We start from the raw sequence: 19,966 nt of genomic DNA on the forward strand, positions 1-19,966 counted from the left end.
GTCACCCTGGAGTGTGACGGTCTTTTTGATTGGATCCTATAGGGGATCTCGCCTGAACGTGCGTTCTGATGCAAAACCTATAGTTATATAGGTAACAAGTATAGACGGAATTGTTCCATTGTATAGAATAGTAAAAAGATGTGAAGTATAATGTAAAAAAATTCAATAGAGATATAAAAAGAGTGGAGAGATTGTAGTGAATACAATTGAAAGAATCAGTAAATTTGTCGGCGGCACTTTTTCCATCTGGGTCATTCTGTTTGCGGTCTTCGGATTTTTTGCTCCGGAAGCCTTTGTAGGGGGGAAAGGGTATATTTCTCTGCTTCTCGGCGTGATTATGTTTGGGATGGGCTTGACCTTGTCCAAGGAAGATTTTCGTGAAGTTTTCCGGCGTCCCATGGATGTGCTCATCGGTGTTGTCGGCCATTACCTGATCATGCCGTCACTGGCTTTTGCCCTGGCAGTGGTTCTGCAGCTGCCGCCTGATATCGCAGTCGGTGTCATTCTGGTAGGATGCTGCCCGAGCGGTACTGCCTCTAACGTGATGACCTATCTATCCAAAGGTGATGTAGCATTGGGTGTATCGATTGCTTCCGTCTCGACTCTCATCGCACCATTGGCAACACCAGCGCTGATTTCCCTGCTGGCGGGACAATGGATGAACATTAACACGCAATCCCTGATTATGGACATCATCACTGTCGTTATTGTACCGATCGTCCTTGGCGTGGTTGTAAAGGCATTGTTCCAAAAGCAAGCGGAAGCGAGCGCGAAGGCACTTCCACTCGTTTCTACCATTGCTATCGTCCTGATCGTGGCTATCGTTGTAGCGATCAACAAAGGTAAAATCATGGAAACCGGACTGATGATCTTCGCCGTAGTCATCCTGCACAACTTGCTGGGATATTTGCTCGGGTACGGCTTCGCCAAGCTGTTTGGCCTGAATTTGGCGAAACGCAAAGCCGTAACCTTGGAGACCGGGATGCAAAACTCTGGACTGGGTGCTGCCCTCGCTGCAGCGCATTTCAATCCGCTTGCTGCAGTCCCTAGTGCGATTTTCAGCGTATGGCATAACATTTCCGGTTCTGTGCTCGCTACTTGGTTCGCTAAGAAGGAAGAGAAATAAAAAGGATTGTGGATCCGTATACCTCCGTTCCAACAAGGCAGAGCCTATGGGACGGAGTTTTTTTGTTTGCGCCTAATTTCAGGAAACGTGTAACGAAATCAGACGGATGTATGTCATAATGATTACGTACGCTATAGACAATCGTACGGATATCCGCAACAGGCAGAGATCATGGCTGCCTAATCGAAAGGAACGACAAGATGAGAACTACGCTACATAGCCCTCTAAAAAATCCATTCATTCTCATGTCTGCGGTAGTGTTACTCTTGAGCGGGTGCAGCAGTGCGGCAGCACCGAATCAGTCGGATTTGCCTGCCCCTACAGAACAGACAGAACCAGCCCAACCGGCAGATCCGAGCAAAACGGCGGAGCCAAGCAAACCATCTGATACGGTGCAAAAGCCGGCGGAAGGAAAAGCACCTGTCGCCTCGCCTCCAAAAGCACCGACGGAACAACCAAAACCGCCAGCGAAAGCAAATCCGGTTGAGCAAAAGCCTGTGAAGAAGCCATCGGAAACCGTGCAGATGCCTGCTTTGGATGTGGTAGCCGAACCGCAAAGCATGACTGTGCTCGTGAATAAACAGCATCAGCTGCCGGATCAATATACCCCGAACGATTTGGTTTTCCCGAACGTTCCTTATCTGTTGCCTGAGAAGAGCGAAAAACGCCAAATGAGAAAGGAAGCAGCGGCTGCCCTGGAGCAACTTTTTTCCGCAGCGAAGGCAGATGGCGTCTCCCTCGCAGGAGTTTCTGCGTACCGTTCCCATGCGTACCAAAAAGCGTTGTTTAATCGCTATGTGCAAAAGGATGGCTTGGAAAAAGCCCGCACGTACAGTGCAATACCAGGGACCAGCGAGCATGAAACGGGTCTTGCCATCGATGTATCCGGGGCAGACGGAAAATGCGCGGCAACCAGCTGCTTTGCGGGAACCAAGGAAGCAAAGTGGCTCGCACAGCATGCGCACGAGTACGGTTTTATCATCCGCTACCCGGATGGAAAAGACAATATAACCGGCTATATGTATGAGCCATGGCATCTGCGCTATGTTGGAAACGAAGTCGCACAAGCCGTAACGGCGAAAAACATCACGCTCGAGGAGTATTTCGGTGTCGCTCCGGTTTCGTCGGAGAAGAAGTAGCTTTCATGAAAGAAAAGACAGGCTTAGTCTTCCTATGAATGAAAGGGGAGAAAGGGCCTGTCTTTTTATTTGGGAGGAGATCTTCGATGGAAGTAGTACTCAAAAAGCAACGAAAATTGACGTAATATTTATTACGTTAACTGCAAATGCCTGTTGGTTGAAAATAAAGTTTTAAACCAGTATTAGACTAAATAATAAAGGTATAGACTGGCATCGAGAGTAAGCTGACAGCAGAAGAGTTAAATAATCATTGTTTAAGGAGTAATTTGTTTGGGGAAAACTCATGTTGGTTTGGTAATCATTGCTGGTGCCATTTTTTTAGTTTTGTTAGGCGTGTTTTTGTGGAAAAAGGGAGACCAGAAAGTGCAATTTTGGGAGGCTCTACTTGATGTAATAGGGGATATAATAACATTTCAACTACCCATCTTTTTCACTTTTCGTGCATGGGCAGTGTTTTCTTGGATGATTGGAATTGGAATTTTAATAATAGCTATAGTTGCGTTAGTCACGAAATACATCTCTTGACTAACGGGTTCGTTAGGTCAATGAAACAGAGGCAGTCCAGGACTTTATTTTCGTGTCCTGGACTGCCTCTGACTCTTATATCAGGGCTAATCTAAATGAGTTGATCAATGATGACAAACATGGAACGGAACGCAAGGGAAACTACATAGCGATATCGCTTTCGGCAAGTCAAAGTCAATTTCATATCGGAGGAATGGACATGAACCAAAACAACGAAACAAACAAAATCGCAACCCAAGTAGGTGAATGCGAGATTGTGATCACCCGCATATTGGATGCTCCTCGCGAGCTTGTGTTTGATGCTTGGACGAAAGAGGAGAACCTGTCGAAGTGGTGGGGACCTAGAGGCTTTACGACGACTTTTCAGAAGTTTGATATGAAGCCGGGCGGTACATGGCAGTTTATCATGCACGGTCCTGATGGCGTTGATTATCCCAACACCAACGTCTTTGTAGAGGTCGCTAAACCCGAGCGAATCGTCATCAAACATACTGTGTTTCCCCATTTTCTGGCGACAGCAACCTTTGAGGATCTGGATGGTAAGACCAAACTCACTTATAGAACAGTTTTTGAAGAAAACGCGGCTGCATTCGATAAGGTGAAAACATATGCCGTCCCAGGTGCCGAACAGACCATGGATCGTCTGGAGGAGCATCTGGCGAGTATGTCTTAAAAGTAAGAGGCGAGCCTCGTATTGATGCCGCCGGGATCTATGAAGCCTATTTTCTATTTCATCCCATTACCTAACATCTACCGCAACAATAACTGTGAAGAAAAAGCCCGATTTCCTCCAACTCGCAGAAATCGGGCTGCTATCCATGACTCCTCATTTTCTCCCCAAAAACCGGTCCAAGTACTCGATAATCGCTTCCCGGTTACCGGAAACAGCAGCCTCGCGCTCTTGATCCTTTTCCAGCTTTTCCAAAGCCTGCTCCAAAATTTGCTCTTCCTTTTCCTGAGGCACGACGACGACGCCATCTGCATCCGCTACGATGATATCACCTGGTTGAACGCTTACACCTCCGCACGAGATTGGAACGTTGACCTCTCCCCAGCAGGCCTTGCCACTGGCAGCGACCGTCGTTCCCTTGCAGAAGACAGGGAAATCGAGCTTTTTGATTCCCGCGACGTCACGGATCACACCATCGACGACGATTCCCTTGATGCCCAAGGTTTGCGCCATTCCGACGACGAAATCGCCAGCGATGGCCCGGTAGGTGTCGCCTTTTGCATCGATGACGAGGATGTCGCCTGGCTGTGCATCGCGGATGGCTTGCAGGACGGTCAGATTGTCGCCGACAGGCATTTTCACGGTGAAAGCTCTACCTGCGATATGGTGCTCTTCCTGAAGCGGCTTGATGGCAGGGTCGAGGTTGTTAAGGCCTTGCATCGTGTCGGAAATGCAAGTAGTGGGGACAGTTTGGAATTTTTCTACGATCGTGGACATGAAATAGCCTCCTTTAATCAGAAAAGGTCGATGATAATCCAAGTATACATGCTGTCAGAAAATCGGAAAAATGCCGAAAAGGAATTGCGAGCCATAACCAATCTCATAACAAAAAGTTATCTTTCCTCATTCGAAACCGATATTTCATTTCCCGTCCAAACTACCGTACATTTTTCATAACAACACACGCCAACACAGAAGGGAATGGAATAAATGGCTACTTATCAAATCGGAGTACTAAACGGAGACGGAATCGGACCAGAGATTGTCCAAGCAACCGTAGAGGTGATTGCGGCAGCTGCCGAGTTTGCAGGAACCACTACCTTTGATTTTGTATCCTTGCCAATGGGATGGGAAGGGATCGAGAAGCATGGAGAGCCGATTCCAGCGATCACCAAAGAAAAGCTGCTGGAATGCCACGGCTGGATCATGGGGCCGCATGATTCCTCCGCTTACCCGCCTGAGCAAAAGGAAAAGCGCAATCCGAGCGGGGAGCTGCGCCATACCTTTGATCTGTATGCCAATATTCGTCCGAGCAAGACGATGCCTGGCATCAAAAGTGTGGTAGGAGAAGCAGACCTGGTCATTTTCCGAGAAAATACGGAAGGCTTTTATCCAGACCGAAATATGTACGCAGGACTGGGAGAGTACATGATTACGCCTGACATCGCTGTCGTAAATGGCGTATTTACCCGAAAGGCTGCCGAAAGAATTGCGCACGCCGCTTTTCGCATGGCGATGCAGCGAAAACGCAAAGTGACCATTGTCCACAAAGCGAACGTCATTCGGCTGGGCTACGGACTTTTCCTCGATACCTGCCGCGAGGTCGCAAGGCAATATCCAGAAGTGCAAGTCGATGATTACCACATTGATGCGATGGCTGCCCATCTCGTCCGAAGAGCGAAAGACTTTGATGTGATCGTGACGACGAACATGTTCGGCGATATTTTGTCCGATCTGGCAGGGGAGCTTGTTGGCAGTCTGGGACTGGCTCCTTCCATCAATACGAATGATCGGCAGGCGATGGCGCAAGCGGCCCATGGTTCCGCTCCTGACATTGCCGGAAAAAACATCGCGAATCCGGTAGGCGAAATGCTCTCGATGGTCATGCTGTTGGACTGGCTTGCTTCCCGTCATCAGGATCAGGAGCTGCATCGGATCGCACGGCTGGTGGAACAGTCAATCATGACGACGATCGAAGAAGGAATCTGCACCCGCGACCTCGGAGGAGACGCAACCACCACGGAATTTACGGCCGCGATCATCAAGCGAATCGGGTCGGGAGGGAAATGAATGGCGACGACACCTATCCGTATTGGCCTGATACACGCCACGATGAATTCGGTGCAGCCGATCCATGCCGCCTTTCGTGAGCAAGCTCCGCATGTGACTCTGCTGAACTTCATGGATGAGGGATTGATTTTTGAGCTAAACGAAACGGGTGTCATTACACCTGCGATGATACGGCGGCTGATTGCATTGATCGAGCGAGCTGAAGAAAGCGGGGTAGATGGAATTTTACTGACCTGTTCGTCTTTTTCTCCGTACGTTACCCAAATCAAAAAGCTGTTTTCTACTCCGGTCGTGAGTGCGGATACCAGCATGCTTGAGTATTCCGTCGAAGTGGCTGAACGGATAGGAGTGATCGCGACGGTAGGCACTGCAGGACCCATCACGACTCAGCAGCTGAAAGAGATTGCCGCTTTGCGAGGCAAGTCCATTGAGGTTCAGACGGTAGTAATTACGGATGCGTTTTTCGCCCTGCAAAATGGCGATGTGGCCACGCATGATGGACGGATTCATCAAAAAATCGAAGAGCTGTCTGAAAGCTGCGATGTGATCCTGCTGGCGCAAATGTCGATGGCCCGAGCTTTGCGCACGATCAACAAGGAAATGAAAAAGCCGGTGCTCACCAGCCCGGAAATAAGCATCCGCACCATCTTGAATTTGCTGGCCTAGCAGCTATTCGGTTGAAAAGGGGGCATTGCCTTGCCACAGGATTTGTATCAAGCCGAAGATCTTGTCCAGTTCGCGACGAATTTATTCGTGGGCGGGGGCTTGCGTCAAAAGGATGCACAGGTAATTGCTGAGGATTTGGTTGCAGCCAATTTACGAGGAATCGATTCTCACGGCATTTCCCGCGTTCCGATGTATTTGGAGCGGATACGACGAGGTGTCGTCAATCCGCAGCCAAACATAACCGTGAAGCAAATCACATCAGCCGTTTCTGCAGTAGATGGAGACGATGGAATGGGGTTCCTCGCCGGTCATCGGGCGATGGAGGAGGCCATCTCATTAGCGGAAAAGAGTGGGATTGGCCTCGTAGGGGTTCGCCGCAGCACGCATTATGGAATGGCTGCCCTCTACGTTCTGCAGGCAATTTCTTCTGGCTATATCGGGCTTGCGTACACGAACTCCTCACCCGCTCTGCCGGTGTGGGGAGGGCGTACCCCCTTTCTGGGAGCCAGTCCTTTTGCGGCGGGTGTACCGAGCGGCAATCAGCCTCCGTATGTCCTGGATATGGCCATGACGGTGATTGCCAGAGGAAAGATTAGGCTGGCAGCCACTCACAATGAGCCGATCCCACAAGGTCTGGCGCTGGATGCGGAAGGAGCACCGACGACAGATGCCAAGAAAGCATTTGAAGGGGTCTGTCTGCCCTTCGGTGGCCCTAAAGGGGCGGCGATCGCCATGCTGATGGATGTGCTATCTGGTGTATTGACGGGCGCGAATTATGGAGGAGAGGTAAAGAGCCTTTACTTCGACCACACAGAACCGCAGAATGTCGGCCATCTGTTTTTTGCCATCAGACCGGATCTGTTTCTCACAAAGGACGAGTTTGCCGAGCGCATGGACACCTTCGTCACGAGGGCCAAATCATCTCCGCTTGCCAAAGGGTTCGATGAGATCCTGATTCCTGGAGAGCCTGAAGAGCGCACGGCAGCGAAGCGTCGTGAAGAGGGGATCCCGGTGTCTCATACCGTCATCCAGTCACTGCGAGAAGAGGCAGCCAGGCTCGGCGTAGATCTACCCGACAGCATGACCTGACTGGGAGCGTGTGAGCATTCGCGTTTTCAATAACTGTGATAAAGATTTACAATTTCTGTTTCTATTCGAATTTACCTACAATGAAGCGATACAAATAGAGAGAAAAACTAGGTGGTTCTGGCATGATCCTTCGCAATGTCCTTTTCATCACATTCGGGTTTCAAATCATGATTTTCGCTACGAGGCCGATAATGACACTGTACGCATCCCATCTGGGGGCGGACACCTTTCAAATCGGAATCCTCGCAGCGACTTTTGCATTTTTTCCCTTGCTGTTTGCGATCCATGCGGGAAAGATCGCCGATTACTTCGGGGATCGGATGCCGCTCTTTTTCTCCAACATGAGCTGTGCGCTCGGGCTCACGCTCCCTTTTCTGTTCCCGACGCTCTGGTCGCTGTTCGTCTCGCAGGCGATCGTCGGAATCTCGCACGTGTTCATTAATGTCTGCATGCAAAATGTCTTGGGGAAAGCCGCCACGAAGGAAAATCGCGACCATTATTTCAGCGTGTTCAGTACGGTGGTTGCCTTGGTGAGCTTTATTGGTCCCGTCCTCGGAGGATATATGTCCGAGCACGTCTCCTATGCATCCGTGTTCATGGTTGCTGTCGCCATCAGCGTGATTCCGATCGGCTGCTCTTTGCTGATCCCTGCTCTCGTCGGGCAAAAAAAAGAAAAAGCGGGGGAAGATACGGGGAATACCTTTGCATTGCTGAAGATCCCGCTGCTGCGCAAGGCATTGGCGACCAGTGCCCTGGTGTTGTACTCCCGCGATATTTTCGTCGCGTACTTTCCGTTGTATGCAAGCCACCTCGGCATATCCGACTCCAGCATCGGGTGGATCATCGCAATTCAAGGCTTGGCGATGGTGCCTGTCCGCCTCTTCCTCGCCAAGCTGGCAGATGTGGCAGGGCGAGACAAGGTACTGCTATTCTCCATTATCACGGCCGGCATATCGTTCATCCTCATTCCCTTTGTAAGCAACGCGTGGATGCTGCTCGTCTTGAGTGCCATCATGGGGGTTGGATTGGGGTGTGGACAGCCGTTGTCGATGACGACGACGTACAATGCCTCACCAAAGACGCGAACAGGCGAAGTGCTGGGACTCCGCCTGGCATCCAATCGTCTCTCGCAGCTGATCGCTCCGCTGTTTTTCGGAGTAGTCGGAAGCTGGGGAGGATTGGTAACGGTATTTTATATCAGCGGTGCGTTTTTGCTGGGGGGAGCCTTTTTAACGAAGGAAAAGACCCGCCCCGCAAAAGAGAATGTGACGGTAGGGCATTAATGGAATCACATCGTTTCAGGATACGGAAACAGATCTGCAATCCGAACCGTTTGACCGCTTTCGTTTGTAAATACGACGTGTTCTCGGCGAAAATGGCGGGGGCTATCCAAGCCGCAAGCTGCAGCCAACGAGTACAGTCCCTCCCGTAACTGAAGAATGTAGTTCATGACGCGCCACTGCTTCTCTTCAGGCGCTAATGCCTTTTGATATCTGGAGTCGGTGGTGGTAATTCCGGTCGGGCATTTTCCTGTATGGCACTGCAAGGCCATGATGCACCCATTGGCCATCATGAAGCCGCGTGCGGAGTTGACGAGATCTGCGCCAAGCGCCAGTGCAATCGCCACTTTGTCAGGAGTGACGAGCTTGCCGGAAGCGAAAATTTTCATGCGGTCGCGCACGCCGTATCGTCTCGCCATGTCATCGAGAATAAGAAGCGCGGGGTAGAGGGGGAGACCCATTCCATCGGCCATTGCTTTGAAGGTTGCGCCGGAGCCCCCCTCGGAACCGTCAACGGTAATGAAATCAGGGAAGATATTCAAGGTAAGCATGGCCCCGAAAAACGGTTCGAGCCGCTGCGGATCACCCACCACGATTTTTACGCCAACCGGTTTGCCGCCAGCTTCCTGCAATTCCGCGATAAAACGAAGCGCTTCCTCGGGGCTGGTAAGAAATTCGAACCGGTTTGGCGAATTGACGGTTTTGCCTACCGGTACGAGACGTGCTGCCGCGACTTTTTCCGTGACCTTCGTGCCCTCGAGGTGTCCGCCGCGTATTTTGGCACCCTGATGAAATTTGAGCTCGAATGCCTTGATTTGCGGGTGCTCAGCTTTACGCTTATATTCTTCGATGGAAAAACGACCGGTATCATCCCGAAAGCCGAACAGTCCTGGTCCGATTTGCGAGATAATGTCGACGCCCGTATCCAGATGCACTTGGGCTACTCCGCCTTCGCCTGTATTGATCCAGGAACCACCCGCCATTTTTGCCCCAGTCCCCGTCGATTGAATGTAGTTTTCTCCCACCGCACCGAAGGAAGTGGCGGATGCTCCGAACATTCCTTTGAGTCTCCATGGTTGTCTGCGATTTTCACCTACCACAATCACATCATCATCGTGGAGCAGCCATGGCTTGATTTGCTCTTCAATGAACTTCTCTTTCCTCGTAAAGAGGCCTTCATCGGTAATCACGTATTTCTTCCCTGTGACTGTTCGATCATTATCTACCTTTAACTCGCTCGTCAATTTCGGGAACATGGCATTGGAAAGATAAAAGCCGGGCTTCTCGTAATCGCGTCTCCCGCCAAAGGAGATGAGATCGGTCCGATATTTGGCCGCGTAGACGAGCCCGACAAAATCAGCCCGGGAAAATGGCTTTCCTTCCGTGTCGCTATCAAACCAATATTGGCGAAACTCCGGCCCCAGCTTTTCTAAAAAGTAGCGCAGCCACCCGAGATAGGGATGGGAGCGAATGATGGAATGCTTGGGGCGTTTGGATAGACGATATAGGTAGGCTAAGAAAAGCGGCGGCACAACAAGAATAATCAGGAGCAATACGAGCAGAAATATCTGGAGCATACAGCTTACCCTCCTATCACACATGGTTCATTAGGCAAAAGAATGCCTGCATAGCTTCCCACAAAACACCAATGGCGATTCTACAACTCGCATATAGGCAAATAGGATCACTCTCTTTTTGCTATAATGGGAAAAAGTCAATTTGTGAGCAAGGAGGGAATGAGGCATGGAAGCGTCAACATTGGGACATGATTCCAGTTCGCCAGAGGAAATAGAGGTTCGATCGCTTTATGCGGGACTTATCAAGGGCTGGAATGAACGAAATGCCAAGGGAATGGCTGAACCATTCGCAGCCGATGGCTCCTTGGTTGGATTTGATGGGAGCCAGATCGCGGGGCGGGTTCAGATCGAAGAGCATCTGACGCCGATTTTTGCCAGTCATCCGACAGCGCCCTATGTGACGATTGTGCGCTCTGTGCGGATGATGGGGACGGATGCAGCGGTATTGCAAGCGATAGCAGGAATGGTTCCGCCAGGGAAAGGTGATATCGAGCCAGGACTGAATGCCGTCCAGACCCTCGTGGCTGAAAAACAGGCTGGCGCGTGGCAAGTCGTACATTTTCAAACGACCCCTGCACAATTCCACGGAAGACCGGAATTGGTAGAAGAAATGACCACAGAGCTGCGAGCGTTACTGTAACGTACGCCTCATTACGAATAAAATAAGCAAAAGGAGATTGCCATGTGCAGAAATATTAAAACCTTATTCAACTTCGATCCGTCCGCCACAGAAGATGAGATCCATGCCGCCGCGCTTCAATTCGTGCGCAAGCTTTCGGGGTACAATACCCCGTCCAAAGCAAACGAAGCTGCATTCAACCAAGCGGTTCAAGAGGTGGCACAGGTTGCCCAAAAATTGCTCGATTCGCTGGTCTCAAATGCCGAGCCGCGCAACCGGGAGACGGAGATCGAACGTGCTCGCGCAAGAAATGCCAAACGGTTTGGAACAAGCACAGAGTGACGATGCCAGATCTTGTGCTATAATGACTACGGGTGAAGATAATGAGCGAAAAATCGATCAGAGAACGAATCATTGAAACGTCCATGCGCTTATTCGAAGCGAATGGCTACCACAAGGTGACCGTCGACCAAATCGTCAAGGAAAGCGGTACGTCCAAGGGTGGTTTTTATCACAACTTTAAATCAAAGGATGAATTGCTCTACATCATCCATGATCAGTTCATTTCGTATGTACTGGAAAAAGCGGAGGAAGCTTATGAGCAGTGGGGGACGCCTACGGAAAGGCTCCAAGCTATCGTAAAATCCTTCGTGAAGATGATCGATCTGTACCGGTCGCAGGTGACGATCTTTTATCAGGAAAGCTTGTTCCTGGCTCCTGAATACTTCAAGGATATTGAAATCAAGCGGGACCGCTACAAAAAAATGATGTTTACGGTTGTGCAGGAAGGGATCCACTCTGGAGAATTTCGCCCAGAACTTCCGGTTCCCATCGTGTCCATGGCCATTTTCGGGATGGTCAACTGGATTTACAAATGGTATCAAACATCGGGAACGTACTCCATCGATCAGATCGCTGACATTTATGCAGATATGGTGCTGCACTCGGTGTTAAAATCGGAAGCGATGGAAAATCCGGATTTCAACCGGTTCTTTTTGCAATCCTCAGATTTCCCCCTAAAGCCCTTTTCCTAATGGAGAAGAAGGAAATAAGTATGGTCAACTCGATACGCTCTCGTTGTATGTGGGCTTGTGCAACGAGTTTAAAAAAAGTTCAGACAGACCAACCAGTTGGTCTGTACTATTATTCAGAAACTTGCTATACTGGATCAAAGACCAACTAGTCGGTCCAGTTTAAGGTAATCAGACCAACTGGTCGGTTTGATTACCGTTTACTCATATAGAGACTTGGAAATCGGGAGGAATGGTTGTGCTGACGATTTATGAACTGAGAGAGCTTGTGAAATTGCTGGAGCAAACCGATGTAGAATCCATCGAGGTCAAACAAGATGATTCTCGACTGGCTATTAAACGCAGACCAAACGGGGACGTCGGTCATGCACAGCCAGCTGTGAATGTAGCCGCATTACCCGTAAAAGCGGTCGCGCCTGCGCCAGCAGCCCCTGCAAAGCCGAGAATCGAAGCGGCCCGCCCTGCCGCTGCAGAAGTTCCCAAAGCTGCCGCTGCCCAACCAGCAGAAAACACGGATCAGCTGCATAAAGTCACTTCCCCGATGGTAGGCACTTTTTACGCCGCTCCGGCTGTCGATGCCGCACCATATGTATCAATCGGAAGTCGTGTGGAGAAATCAACGATCGTATGTATTGTAGAGGCCATGAAGCTCTTTAATGAAATCGAGGCAGAGGTAAACGGGGAAATCGTCTCGGTTCTGGTCGAAAATGGCCAACTGGTAGACCTCGGTCAGCCCCTGTTCCTAGTCAAGACAGCACAATGACAGGTGATCCAAACACCCAAGCGGGGGAGGTCAAGATTAGTGAACAAAGATACATTGTTTAAAGAATTTTCTGTCCCAACGTACGACCAATGGAGGGAAGCGGCAGAAAAGACGCTGAAGGGAGCTTCTTTTGACGCCAAGCTTTTGACGAAAACCTATGAGGGGATTACTCTTCAGCCCATTTATCGGCAGGAAGATGTCGTAAAACTCGTGCACATTCACGCTGAGCCAGGTTGTGCTCCCTATTTGCGGGGTACAAACACAGCCGGTTCCCCTGAAGCGCAAAGCTGGGAGGTAGCCCAAGAGATTTTGACGGCAGATGCCGCAGCATTTAATGAAATCGCACGAGGCGACCTGGAGCGCGGTCAAACCATGCTGAACCTCGTATTTGATCAAGCAACCCGCTCAGGACGCAATCCAGAAAAGACGGCGCTGGAAACGGTCGGCGATGAAGGGCTGTCCATTTTCAGCCTTGAAGATCTGGCTACAGCTTTTGCTGACATCAATCTGGAGGAAGTACCCGTTTACGCATACGCAGGTCCACATAACATGCCCATCCTATCCTTGCTTGTCGCTCACCTAAAGGCTGCGGGCCGAGATGTATCAAAGCTGCGTGGCTGTGTGGGCGCTGATCCGTTCGCCGCACTCGTTACGGAGGGCACACTGCCTGGATCTAAGTCAGCTGCATTTGACGGCATGGCACAAGCAACACAATGGGCAGCCAAGCATGCGCCGCAGCTGAAAACGATCCTCGTGCAAGGCCATCCGTACCATGATGCAGGGGCTCATTCGGTCCAGGAGCTCGCCTATGCACTGGCAACTGGTGTCGAGTATGTCCAAGCGATGCTGGAACGCGGACTTTCGATCGAGGATATCGCACCGCGCATGCAGTTTGCCTTTTCTGTGGGCTCCCATGTGTTCATGGAAATCGCGAAAATCAGGGCGGCTCGCATGCTGTGGGCAGCGATCATGGATTCGTATGGCGGATCGGAAGCGGCTCAAAAAATGACCATTCACGCGCGCACCTCTGCGTGGACCAAGACCGTACTCGATCCAAACGTGAATATGCTGCGGGCAACTACGGAAGCGTTTTCAGCCGTGGTAGCCGGCGTAGACAGCCTGCATGTTTCTGCATTTGACGAGGCAATTCGTCCAGCCAATGAGTTTTCCAGACGGATCGCGCGCAACACGCAAATCATTCTTGAGAAAGAAGCGCATTTGGCGAAAGTGGCCGATCCAGCCGGTGGCTCGTGGTACGTCGAAAAGCTTACAGATGAGCTGGCTGAAAAGGTGTGGGAGCTGTTCCTGCAGGTGGAAGAGCAGGGAGGAATGCGCAAAGCACTCGAGTCAGGAATTCCTCAGTCGCAGATCGAAGAAGTCGCAGTGAAAAAGGCGGCAAATGTTGCGCAGCGCAAGACGCGAGTCGTTGGGACGAACATGTATGCAAATGCACTCGAGCATCCTGAGGCAGTAAGCAAGCTGGCCGTGGAGCCTGAAACCCGATTGGCTGCTCTTGAAGCCTATCTCGCGAAGCACGACCGCAACAAAGTCAGTAGCATGCTTGAGGCCCTATCTGTGGAGCAGGATGAACGGATGGAGAAGGCGATACAAGCCGTTTTGGCAGGCGCAACGTTAGGTGAACTGACGAAGGTCCTGCTGCCAGAAGATCAGGAACGGACTTGTGCAAAGCCGCTTCGCCGTCACCGGCTGGCAGAACCATTCGAAACATTGCGTCAGCGGGCAGTTCAATACGAGGCGAAAACGGGTCATAAGCCGAAAGTCTTCCTGGTCAATATGGGTCCCGTATCGAAGCACAAGGCGCGGGCGGACTTCGCGGCAGAGTTCTTTACGGTAGGAGGCTTCGAAGTTTTGCGCTCCGACCCGTTTGCTTCATCCGACGAAGCTGCCTTGGCGGTGATCGCATCCAAAGCTCCGATTGCGGTGATTTGTTCGGATGACGGCAGCTATCCCGAGATCGTCCCGGCACTGGCGCAGGCAATCAAGAGAGGAAACCCTGAGATGACGTTGCTTTTGGCCGGTCTCCCGGATGAGGAACAGTTCGCCAGCTATAAAAATGTCGGGCTGGATGACTGCATTCATATCCGCACCAACTGCTACCAAGTACTTCGCGACCTGTCGGAACGAATAGGGGTGATGTCATGAAGAAGAGGCCTGATTTTTCAAAAGTGCCATTCCGTACGACGAAAAGCTTGGCTGCGAACTCTTTCCTGCCAGCGGATCAACACTCGACAAACGAGCGGCTCTGGCAAACTCTCGAGCAGATTCCCGTAAAGCCGCTCTATTCCAAAGAGGATCTGGAGGGAATGAATCATCTGGGCTACATGCCCGGCTTGCCGCCCTATTTTCGCGGGCCGTATCCGACCATGTACGTGACGCAGCCGTGGACCGTTCGGCAATATGCCGGGTTTTCCACAGCCGAAGAGAGCAACGCGTTTTACCGACGCAACCTGGCAGCTGGTCAAAAGGGTCTGTCGATCGCCTTTGACCTGGCCACTCACCGGGGCTACGACTCCGATCATCCGCGGGTCGTCGGGGATGTCGGGAAAGCCGGTGTAGCGGTGGATTCGATCCTGGATATGAAGATCTTGTTTGACGGGATTCCGCTGGATCAAATGTCGGTGTCCATGACCATGAACGGGGCCGTTTTGCCGATTATGGCCTTTTATATCGTAGCAGCGGAAGAACAGGGGGTCCCCCAGGAGCAGCTGACTGGAACGATCCAAAACGATATTTTAAAGGAATACATGGTGCGCAATACGTACATCTACCCGCCGGAAGCGTCCATGAAAATCATTTCCGATATCTTTGCGTATACCTCCAAGCACATGCCGAAATTCAACAGCATTAGCATTTCCGGCTACCATATGCAGGAAGCGGGGGCGACTGCCGATATCGAGCTTGCCTATACGCTGGCAGATGGTTTGGAATATGTGCGAACGGGTCTGAAAGCAGGGATAGAAATTGACGCGTTCGCCCCGAGGCTGTCCTTTTTCTGGGCCATCGGCATGAATTACTTCATGGAAATTGCCAAGATGAGAGCAGCACGTCTGATCTGGGCGAATCTGATCAAGCAGTTCCATCCGAAAAACGAGAAGTCCATGGCGCTGCGCACGCATTCACAGACATCCGGATGGAGCTTGACGGAGCAAGATCCGTTTAACAACGTGGTTCGAACCTGTGTCGAAGCAATGGCAGCAGCCCTGGGGCATACGCAATCCCTGCATACGAACGCACTGGACGAAGCGATCGCACTCCCGACAGACTTCTCTGCCCGGATCGCACGCAATACCCAGCTGTTCCTGCAGGATGAGACAGAGATCTGCAAGGTGGTAGACCCGTGGGCTGGCTCCTATTATGTAGAAGCATTGACTGCTCAGCTGGTTGAGAAAGCATGGGCTCACATCGAAGAGATCGAAGCACTCGGCGGGATGGCCAAAGCGATCGAGACCGGTCTGCCCAAAATGAAGATCGAAGAAGCAGCGGCAAGGCGCCAAGCCCATATTGATTCGGGCAAGGAAGCGATCATCGGAGTCAACAAATACCGTCTCGACAAAGAAGACCCGCTGGAAATCCTCGAGGTGGACAATACAGCTGTACGCGAAGCGCAGATCAAGAGATTGCGCGAGCTGCGTGAACACCGCGACGAGGCAAGAGTGCAAGCAGCGCTTACAGCCATCACGACTTGCGCGGAAACAGGAGAAGGCAATCTGCTGGAGTTGGCCATCGAGGCTGCTCGCGCAAGGGCTTCACTAGGAGAAATCTCGGATGCGTACGAAAAAGTAGTGGGCCGCCACAAGGCCGTCATCCGTTCCATCAGCGGAATCTACAGCTCGGAGTATGCAGATGCGGAAGAAGTGGCAGCTGTGCGAAAAATGGCGGACGAGTTTGAGCAATGGGAAGGCCGTCGTCCCCGCATCATGATCGCCAAAATGGGTCAGGACGGGCATGACAGAGGAGCGAAAGTCATTGCGACCGCTTTTGCGGATCTAGGCTTTGACGTCGATATCGGACCGCTGTTCCAGACACCGGAGGAGACAGCCAAGCAAGCCGTTGAAAACGATGTGCACGTCATTGGCTTCAGCTCTTTGGCTGCCGGACATAAGACGCTGCTGCCGCAGCTTGCCCTTGAACTGAAAAAGCTGGGTCGGGAAGATATCGTGGTGGTCGTCGGCGGCGTCATTCCGGCGCAAGACTATGCGTTCCTCAAGGAAAACGGTGCAGCTGCCATCTTTGGTCCGGGTACGGTCATACCGGTTGCAGCGCAAAATGTACTCCAAGAAATCGTGCGTCGTCTGGAGGCTGGCAGTCTATGAGTGAGGGCGACAAAGACCGGACTTCCTTGAACTTTTCTTCATCAGTCCGTCTCCCTCGCTTATCGGTCGATCAATATGTCCAGGGTGTTCGGGAAAACAACCGCACGATTCTCGCACAAGCCATCACCTTGGCCGAGAGCAACTCGGCAGTGCACATGAATATGGCACAAGAAGTGATCAGACAGCTTTTGCCGCACACCGGCAACTCGATTCGCATTGGCATCACGGGTGTGCCAGGGGCAGGGAAAAGCACGTTCATCGAAACATTTGGAACGATGCTGTGCGAGAAGGGACATCGCGTAGCCGTGCTGGCGGTCGATCCGAGCAGCACGGTGACCAGAGGAAGCATTCTCGGGGATAAGACCCGGATGGAGCTTCTGTCACGCAATCCAAACGCATTTATCCGACCCTCCGCAACAGGCGGTACGCTGGGCGGAGTCAATCGGAAAACGCGGGAGACCATGCTGATCTGCGAGGCGGCAGGGTACGATGTGATCCTAATAGAGACAGTTGGCGTGGGGCAAAGCGAGACGACGGTCCGGTCCATGGTCGATTTCTTTTTGCTTCTCATGCTGACAGGAGCTGGAGATGAGCTGCAAGGGATCAAAAAGGGAGTCATTGAAATAGCGGACGCCCTCTTGATCAACAAAGCAGACGGAGAGAACAAGCACAGGGCGCTCGTCGCACGGGGCGAGTACAATCGGGTTTTGCACTACCTCCAACCGGCTACGTCCGGCTGGGAGACAAAAGCGTACATGTGTTCAGCGCTGACAGGGGAAGGCATCGAAGAGATTTGGAGCGTCATCGGTCAATTTCGTGATCAGACGACTCGCACGGGTGGCTTCGATGCCCGCCGCAAAGCCCAGTCGCTGGATTGGATGCACAGCATGACGCAGGATTATTTGCGCGCTACCTTTTACAGCAATCCGGAAGTGGCGGGCATGCTGCCAACGATCGAAAGCGCCGTCGCAAGCGGACAGCTGTCTGTGACGAGCGCCGTCCAGCAATTGGTGGAACGATTTGAAAAACGCGATAGGGATGGAAAGTGAGGCCAGACTATGAGCAGCATGCATGAAAAAATAGATGAGCTGATGGAACGGAAGTTTAAGGTCCAACTTGGCGGCGGGGACGCGCGGATTGATGCCCAGCACAATCGGGGCAAACTTACGGCGAGAGAGCGGATCGATCTGTTGCTAGATCCGGATACCTTTATGGAACTGAATCCCTTCGTGGAGCATCGCGCAACTCACTTTGGGCTGGATAAAATGGAAGCGCCAGGCGAAGGTGTCGTTACGGGATACGGGAAAATCAACGGTCGACCCGTCTACCTGTTTGCACAGGATTTCACGGTATTCGGCGGTGCACTCGGGGAAATGCATGCCATGAAGATCGCCAAAGTGATGGATTTGGCTGCAAAGAACGGCGCTCCCTTTATCGGATTGAACGATTCCGGCGGGGCGCGCATTCAGGAAGGGGTAAGCTCGCTGGATGGCTACGGAACGATCTTTTACCGTAACGCTATTTATTCCGGTGTCATTCCGCAAATCTCCGTCATCCTGGGACCGTGCGCAGGCGGAGCAGTTTATTCGCCAGCCATCACCGACTTCGTTTTCATGGTGGAAAAGACCAGCCAAATGTTCATTACGGGTCCTAAGGTAATCGAAACCGTAACGGGAGAAAAGATCTCGTCCGAAGATCTCGGTGGAGCGAAAGTGCATTCCACCGTAAGCGGAAACGCTCATTTCACCGCAGAAACCGAGCAAGAAGTACTCGAGCAAGTCCGTAGACTGCTCAGCTTTCTGCCGCAAAATAACCGGGCCAAAGCACCTGTCCACTCATCCGAGGAAGGGAAGAAGTGGCAGGAGGAGCTGCTGGAGCTGGTCCCGGCGGAAAGCACCAAGGTGTATGACGTTCGAAAGGTGATCGAGCAAATCGTCGACTTCGGAGACTTCATGGAAGTCCAGCCGAACTTCGCCCGCAACATCGTGATCGGCTTGGCACGAATTGACGGACATAGCGTAGGGATCATTGCCAACCAGCCAAAAGTCATGGCTGGAGGTCTAGACATCCACTCCTCCGACAAATTGGCGCGATTCATCCGTTTCTGCGATTGCTTCAACATCCCTCTCCTGACATTTGAAGATGTATCCGGATTTTTCCCGGGGATCAACCAGGAGCATGGGGGCATCATCCGTCACGGAGCGAAAATCCTCTACGCCTATTCAGAAGCGACCGTGCCGAAAATTACCGTGATTCTGCGCAAAGCATACGGCGGCGCCTATGTGGCTCTTAACTCCAAGTCGATCGGCGCGGACGTCGTGTACGCATGGCCCAATGCGGAAATCGCGGTCATGGGTCCAGAGGGAGCAGCCAATATCATCTTTGCAAAAGAGATCGAACAAAGCGCTGATCCAGCGGCTACTCGTGCAGAAAAAATCGCAGAGTATCGCGAGAAGTTTGCCAATCCGTACGTCGCAGCGAGTCTGGGCATGGTCGACGACGTTATCGACCCGCGCGAGACGCGAATGAAAGTCGCACAAGCGCTGGAAATGCTGAGAGACAAACAGGAAGATCGTCCATTTAAAAAGCATGGGAATATCCCATTGTAGAAGGGATCGATAGAGATGAAACTGCATGATATTCGCGAGCTCGTCAAACTGGTCAATCAATCCTCGATCGAAGAGCTGGAGTGGGAGAGCGGCAACACTTCGATCGTGATTAAAAAAGCAGCTCCTGTATTCATCGCTGCGCAAGAAATCTCTCCCGTTCCTGCAGTTGAAGTAGAGGCTGGTTACCAGGAAGCAGCAGCTACGGCTGAGCTCATCGGGCAAGTACAGGAATCATCCGTCGTGACACATACGATCGCTTCGCCGGCAGTAGGGATCTTCACGTCATCGGTAGCGATCGGTCAACGGGTCCAATCCGGCGATGTCGTGGGCCGTTGTTCCGTAGACGCTTTGCAGCTTTCTCAAGACATTGTCTCTTCCATCCAAGGAGAAGTCGTAGAAATTTTCGCAGCAGACGGTCAGCTCGTCGATTACAGCCGGGCACTGATGGCTGTCAAGCAAAGCTAGGAG

At 51.7% G+C, this 19,966-nt stretch carries 19 protein-coding genes; 17 read left to right on the top strand and 2 right to left on the bottom strand.

Features of this window, described 5'->3' with window-relative positions; all coding sequences use genetic code 11:
- The first annotated feature begins 196 nt into the window (after positions 1-196).
- From JNE38_RS14000 to JNE38_RS14015, 4 genes are all read left to right on the top strand, one after another.
- The gene (locus tag JNE38_RS14000; protein WP_203357099.1) at positions 197-1,126 is read left to right on the top strand and encodes a bile acid:sodium symporter family protein; all 930 of its coding nucleotides are present in this window, start codon (positions 197-199) and stop codon (positions 1,124-1,126) included.
- A 200-nt stretch (positions 1,127-1,326) separates the two neighbouring features.
- Positions 1,327-2,265, top strand: coding sequence for a M15 family metallopeptidase (locus JNE38_RS14005; RefSeq protein ID WP_203357100.1), 939 nt, complete (start codon positions 1,327-1,329; stop codon positions 2,263-2,265).
- Between the two features lie 270 nt (positions 2,266-2,535).
- Entirely contained in the window at positions 2,536-2,790 is a 255-nt protein-coding gene (locus JNE38_RS14010; protein ID WP_203357101.1) for a hypothetical protein, read from the top strand.
- Between the two features lie 199 nt (positions 2,791-2,989).
- A complete protein-coding gene (locus JNE38_RS14015) occupies positions 2,990-3,463 on the top strand; it encodes an SRPBCC family protein (protein ID WP_203357102.1) in 474 nt (157 codons plus the stop codon).
- A 153-nt stretch (positions 3,464-3,616) separates the two neighbouring features.
- Here JNE38_RS14015 and JNE38_RS14020 read toward each other — a convergent pair whose 3' ends face one another.
- Complete coding sequence (locus JNE38_RS14020; RefSeq protein WP_203357103.1) at positions 3,617-4,237, bottom strand: RraA family protein; 621 nt, start codon at positions 4,235-4,237, stop codon at positions 3,617-3,619.
- A gap of 213 nt (positions 4,238-4,450) precedes the next feature.
- On the opposite strand from JNE38_RS14020, the gene JNE38_RS14025 reads away from it, so the two are divergent.
- The 4 genes from JNE38_RS14025 (at position 4,451) to JNE38_RS14040 (ending at position 8,568) form a co-directional block, all read left to right on the top strand.
- Positions 4,451-5,530: an isocitrate/isopropylmalate dehydrogenase family protein gene (locus tag JNE38_RS14025; protein WP_203357104.1), complete on the top strand. Its 1,080-nt coding sequence runs from the start codon at positions 4,451-4,453 to the stop codon at positions 5,528-5,530.
- The gene (locus JNE38_RS14030) at positions 5,531-6,196 is read left to right on the top strand and encodes an aspartate/glutamate racemase family protein (protein ID WP_203357105.1); all 666 of its coding nucleotides are present in this window, start codon (positions 5,531-5,533) and stop codon (positions 6,194-6,196) included. It begins immediately after the preceding gene.
- Between the two features lie 30 nt (positions 6,197-6,226).
- Entirely contained in the window at positions 6,227-7,285 is a 1,059-nt protein-coding gene (locus JNE38_RS14035) for an Ldh family oxidoreductase (RefSeq protein ID WP_203357106.1), read from the top strand.
- A 122-nt stretch (positions 7,286-7,407) separates the two neighbouring features.
- On the top strand, positions 7,408-8,568 hold the full coding sequence (locus JNE38_RS14040) for an MFS transporter (RefSeq protein ID WP_203357107.1): 1,161 nt from the start codon (positions 7,408-7,410) through the stop codon (positions 8,566-8,568).
- A 5-nt stretch (positions 8,569-8,573) separates the two neighbouring features.
- Here JNE38_RS14040 and JNE38_RS14045 read toward each other — a convergent pair whose 3' ends face one another.
- Positions 8,574-10,142: an FMN-binding glutamate synthase family protein gene (locus JNE38_RS14045; protein WP_203357108.1), complete on the bottom strand. Its 1,569-nt coding sequence runs from the start codon at positions 10,140-10,142 to the stop codon at positions 8,574-8,576.
- A 166-nt stretch (positions 10,143-10,308) separates the two neighbouring features.
- Here JNE38_RS14045 and JNE38_RS14050 point away from each other — a divergent pair, with 166 nt between their 5' ends.
- The 9 genes from JNE38_RS14050 (at position 10,309) to JNE38_RS14090 (ending at position 19,963) form a co-directional block, all read left to right on the top strand.
- Entirely contained in the window at positions 10,309-10,782 is a 474-nt protein-coding gene (locus JNE38_RS14050; protein WP_203357109.1) for an SgcJ/EcaC family oxidoreductase, read from the top strand.
- Between the two features lie 42 nt (positions 10,783-10,824).
- Positions 10,825-11,103, top strand: a complete 279-nt coding sequence (locus tag JNE38_RS14055) for a DUF2277 domain-containing protein (RefSeq protein WP_203357110.1) — start codon at positions 10,825-10,827, stop codon at positions 11,101-11,103.
- A gap of 41 nt (positions 11,104-11,144) precedes the next feature.
- Positions 11,145-11,795: a TetR/AcrR family transcriptional regulator gene (locus JNE38_RS14060; protein ID WP_203357111.1), complete on the top strand. Its 651-nt coding sequence runs from the start codon at positions 11,145-11,147 to the stop codon at positions 11,793-11,795.
- 235 nt (positions 11,796-12,030) lie between these two features.
- The gene (gene accB / locus JNE38_RS14065; RefSeq protein WP_238933655.1) at positions 12,031-12,555 is read left to right on the top strand and encodes an acetyl-CoA carboxylase biotin carboxyl carrier protein; all 525 of its coding nucleotides are present in this window, start codon (positions 12,031-12,033) and stop codon (positions 12,553-12,555) included.
- Positions 12,556-12,594: 39 nt separating this feature from the next.
- Complete coding sequence (locus JNE38_RS14070; RefSeq protein ID WP_203357113.1) at positions 12,595-14,718, top strand: methylmalonyl-CoA mutase family protein; 2,124 nt, start codon at positions 12,595-12,597, stop codon at positions 14,716-14,718.
- Positions 14,715-16,889, top strand: a complete 2,175-nt coding sequence (gene scpA / locus JNE38_RS14075; RefSeq protein ID WP_203357114.1) for a methylmalonyl-CoA mutase — start codon at positions 14,715-14,717, stop codon at positions 16,887-16,889. The genes JNE38_RS14070 and scpA overlap by 4 nt, the downstream gene beginning before the upstream one ends.
- On the top strand, positions 16,886-17,938 hold the full coding sequence (gene meaB, locus JNE38_RS14080; RefSeq protein WP_203357115.1) for a methylmalonyl Co-A mutase-associated GTPase MeaB: 1,053 nt from the start codon (positions 16,886-16,888) through the stop codon (positions 17,936-17,938). Before scpA ends, meaB begins: the two co-directional genes overlap by 4 nt.
- 18 nt (positions 17,939-17,956) lie before the next feature.
- A complete protein-coding gene (locus tag JNE38_RS14085; protein ID WP_203357558.1) occupies positions 17,957-19,498 on the top strand; it encodes an acyl-CoA carboxylase subunit beta in 1,542 nt (513 codons plus the stop codon).
- Between the two features lie 15 nt (positions 19,499-19,513).
- Positions 19,514-19,963, top strand: a complete 450-nt coding sequence (locus tag JNE38_RS14090; RefSeq protein ID WP_203357116.1) for an acetyl-CoA carboxylase biotin carboxyl carrier protein — start codon at positions 19,514-19,516, stop codon at positions 19,961-19,963.
- Positions 19,964-19,966 lie beyond the last annotated feature (3 nt).

It is taken from the genome of Brevibacillus choshinensis, from assembly GCF_016811915.1.
GTDB lineage: Bacteria > Bacillota > Bacilli > Brevibacillales > Brevibacillaceae > Brevibacillus > Brevibacillus choshinensis_A.

Excerpts from the sequence above, each read along its gene's own strand:
- JNE38_RS14060 (WP_203357111.1), top strand. The coding sequence starts at position 11,145 with ATGAGCGAAAAATCGATCAGAGAACGAATCATTGAAACGTCCATGCGC.
- JNE38_RS14085 (WP_203357558.1), top strand. The coding sequence starts at position 17,957 with ATGCATGAAAAAATAGATGAGCTGATGGAACGGAAGTTTAAGGTCCAA.
- JNE38_RS14050 (WP_203357109.1), top strand. The coding sequence starts at position 10,309 with ATGGAAGCGTCAACATTGGGACATGATTCCAGTTCGCCAGAGGAAATA.
- JNE38_RS14025 (WP_203357104.1), top strand. The coding sequence starts at position 4,451 with ATGGCTACTTATCAAATCGGAGTACTAAACGGAGACGGAATCGGACCA.
- JNE38_RS14005 (WP_203357100.1), top strand. The coding sequence starts at position 1,327 with ATGAGAACTACGCTACATAGCCCTCTAAAAAATCCATTCATTCTCATG.
- JNE38_RS14015 (WP_203357102.1), top strand. The coding sequence starts at position 2,990 with ATGAACCAAAACAACGAAACAAACAAAATCGCAACCCAAGTAGGTGAA.
- JNE38_RS14040 (WP_203357107.1), top strand. The coding sequence starts at position 7,408 with ATGATCCTTCGCAATGTCCTTTTCATCACATTCGGGTTTCAAATCATG.
- scpA (WP_203357114.1), top strand. The coding sequence starts at position 14,715 with ATGAAGAAGAGGCCTGATTTTTCAAAAGTGCCATTCCGTACGACGAAA.
- JNE38_RS14030 (WP_203357105.1), top strand. The coding sequence starts at position 5,531 with ATGGCGACGACACCTATCCGTATTGGCCTGATACACGCCACGATGAAT.
- JNE38_RS14055 (WP_203357110.1), top strand. The coding sequence starts at position 10,825 with ATGTGCAGAAATATTAAAACCTTATTCAACTTCGATCCGTCCGCCACA.
- JNE38_RS14020 (WP_203357103.1), bottom strand. The coding sequence starts at position 4,237 with ATGTCCACGATCGTAGAAAAATTCCAAACTGTCCCCACTACTTGCATT.
- JNE38_RS14045 (WP_203357108.1), bottom strand. The coding sequence starts at position 10,142 with ATGCTCCAGATATTTCTGCTCGTATTGCTCCTGATTATTCTTGTTGTG.
- meaB (WP_203357115.1), top strand. The coding sequence starts at position 16,886 with ATGAGTGAGGGCGACAAAGACCGGACTTCCTTGAACTTTTCTTCATCA.
- JNE38_RS14090 (WP_203357116.1), top strand. The coding sequence starts at position 19,514 with ATGAAACTGCATGATATTCGCGAGCTCGTCAAACTGGTCAATCAATCC.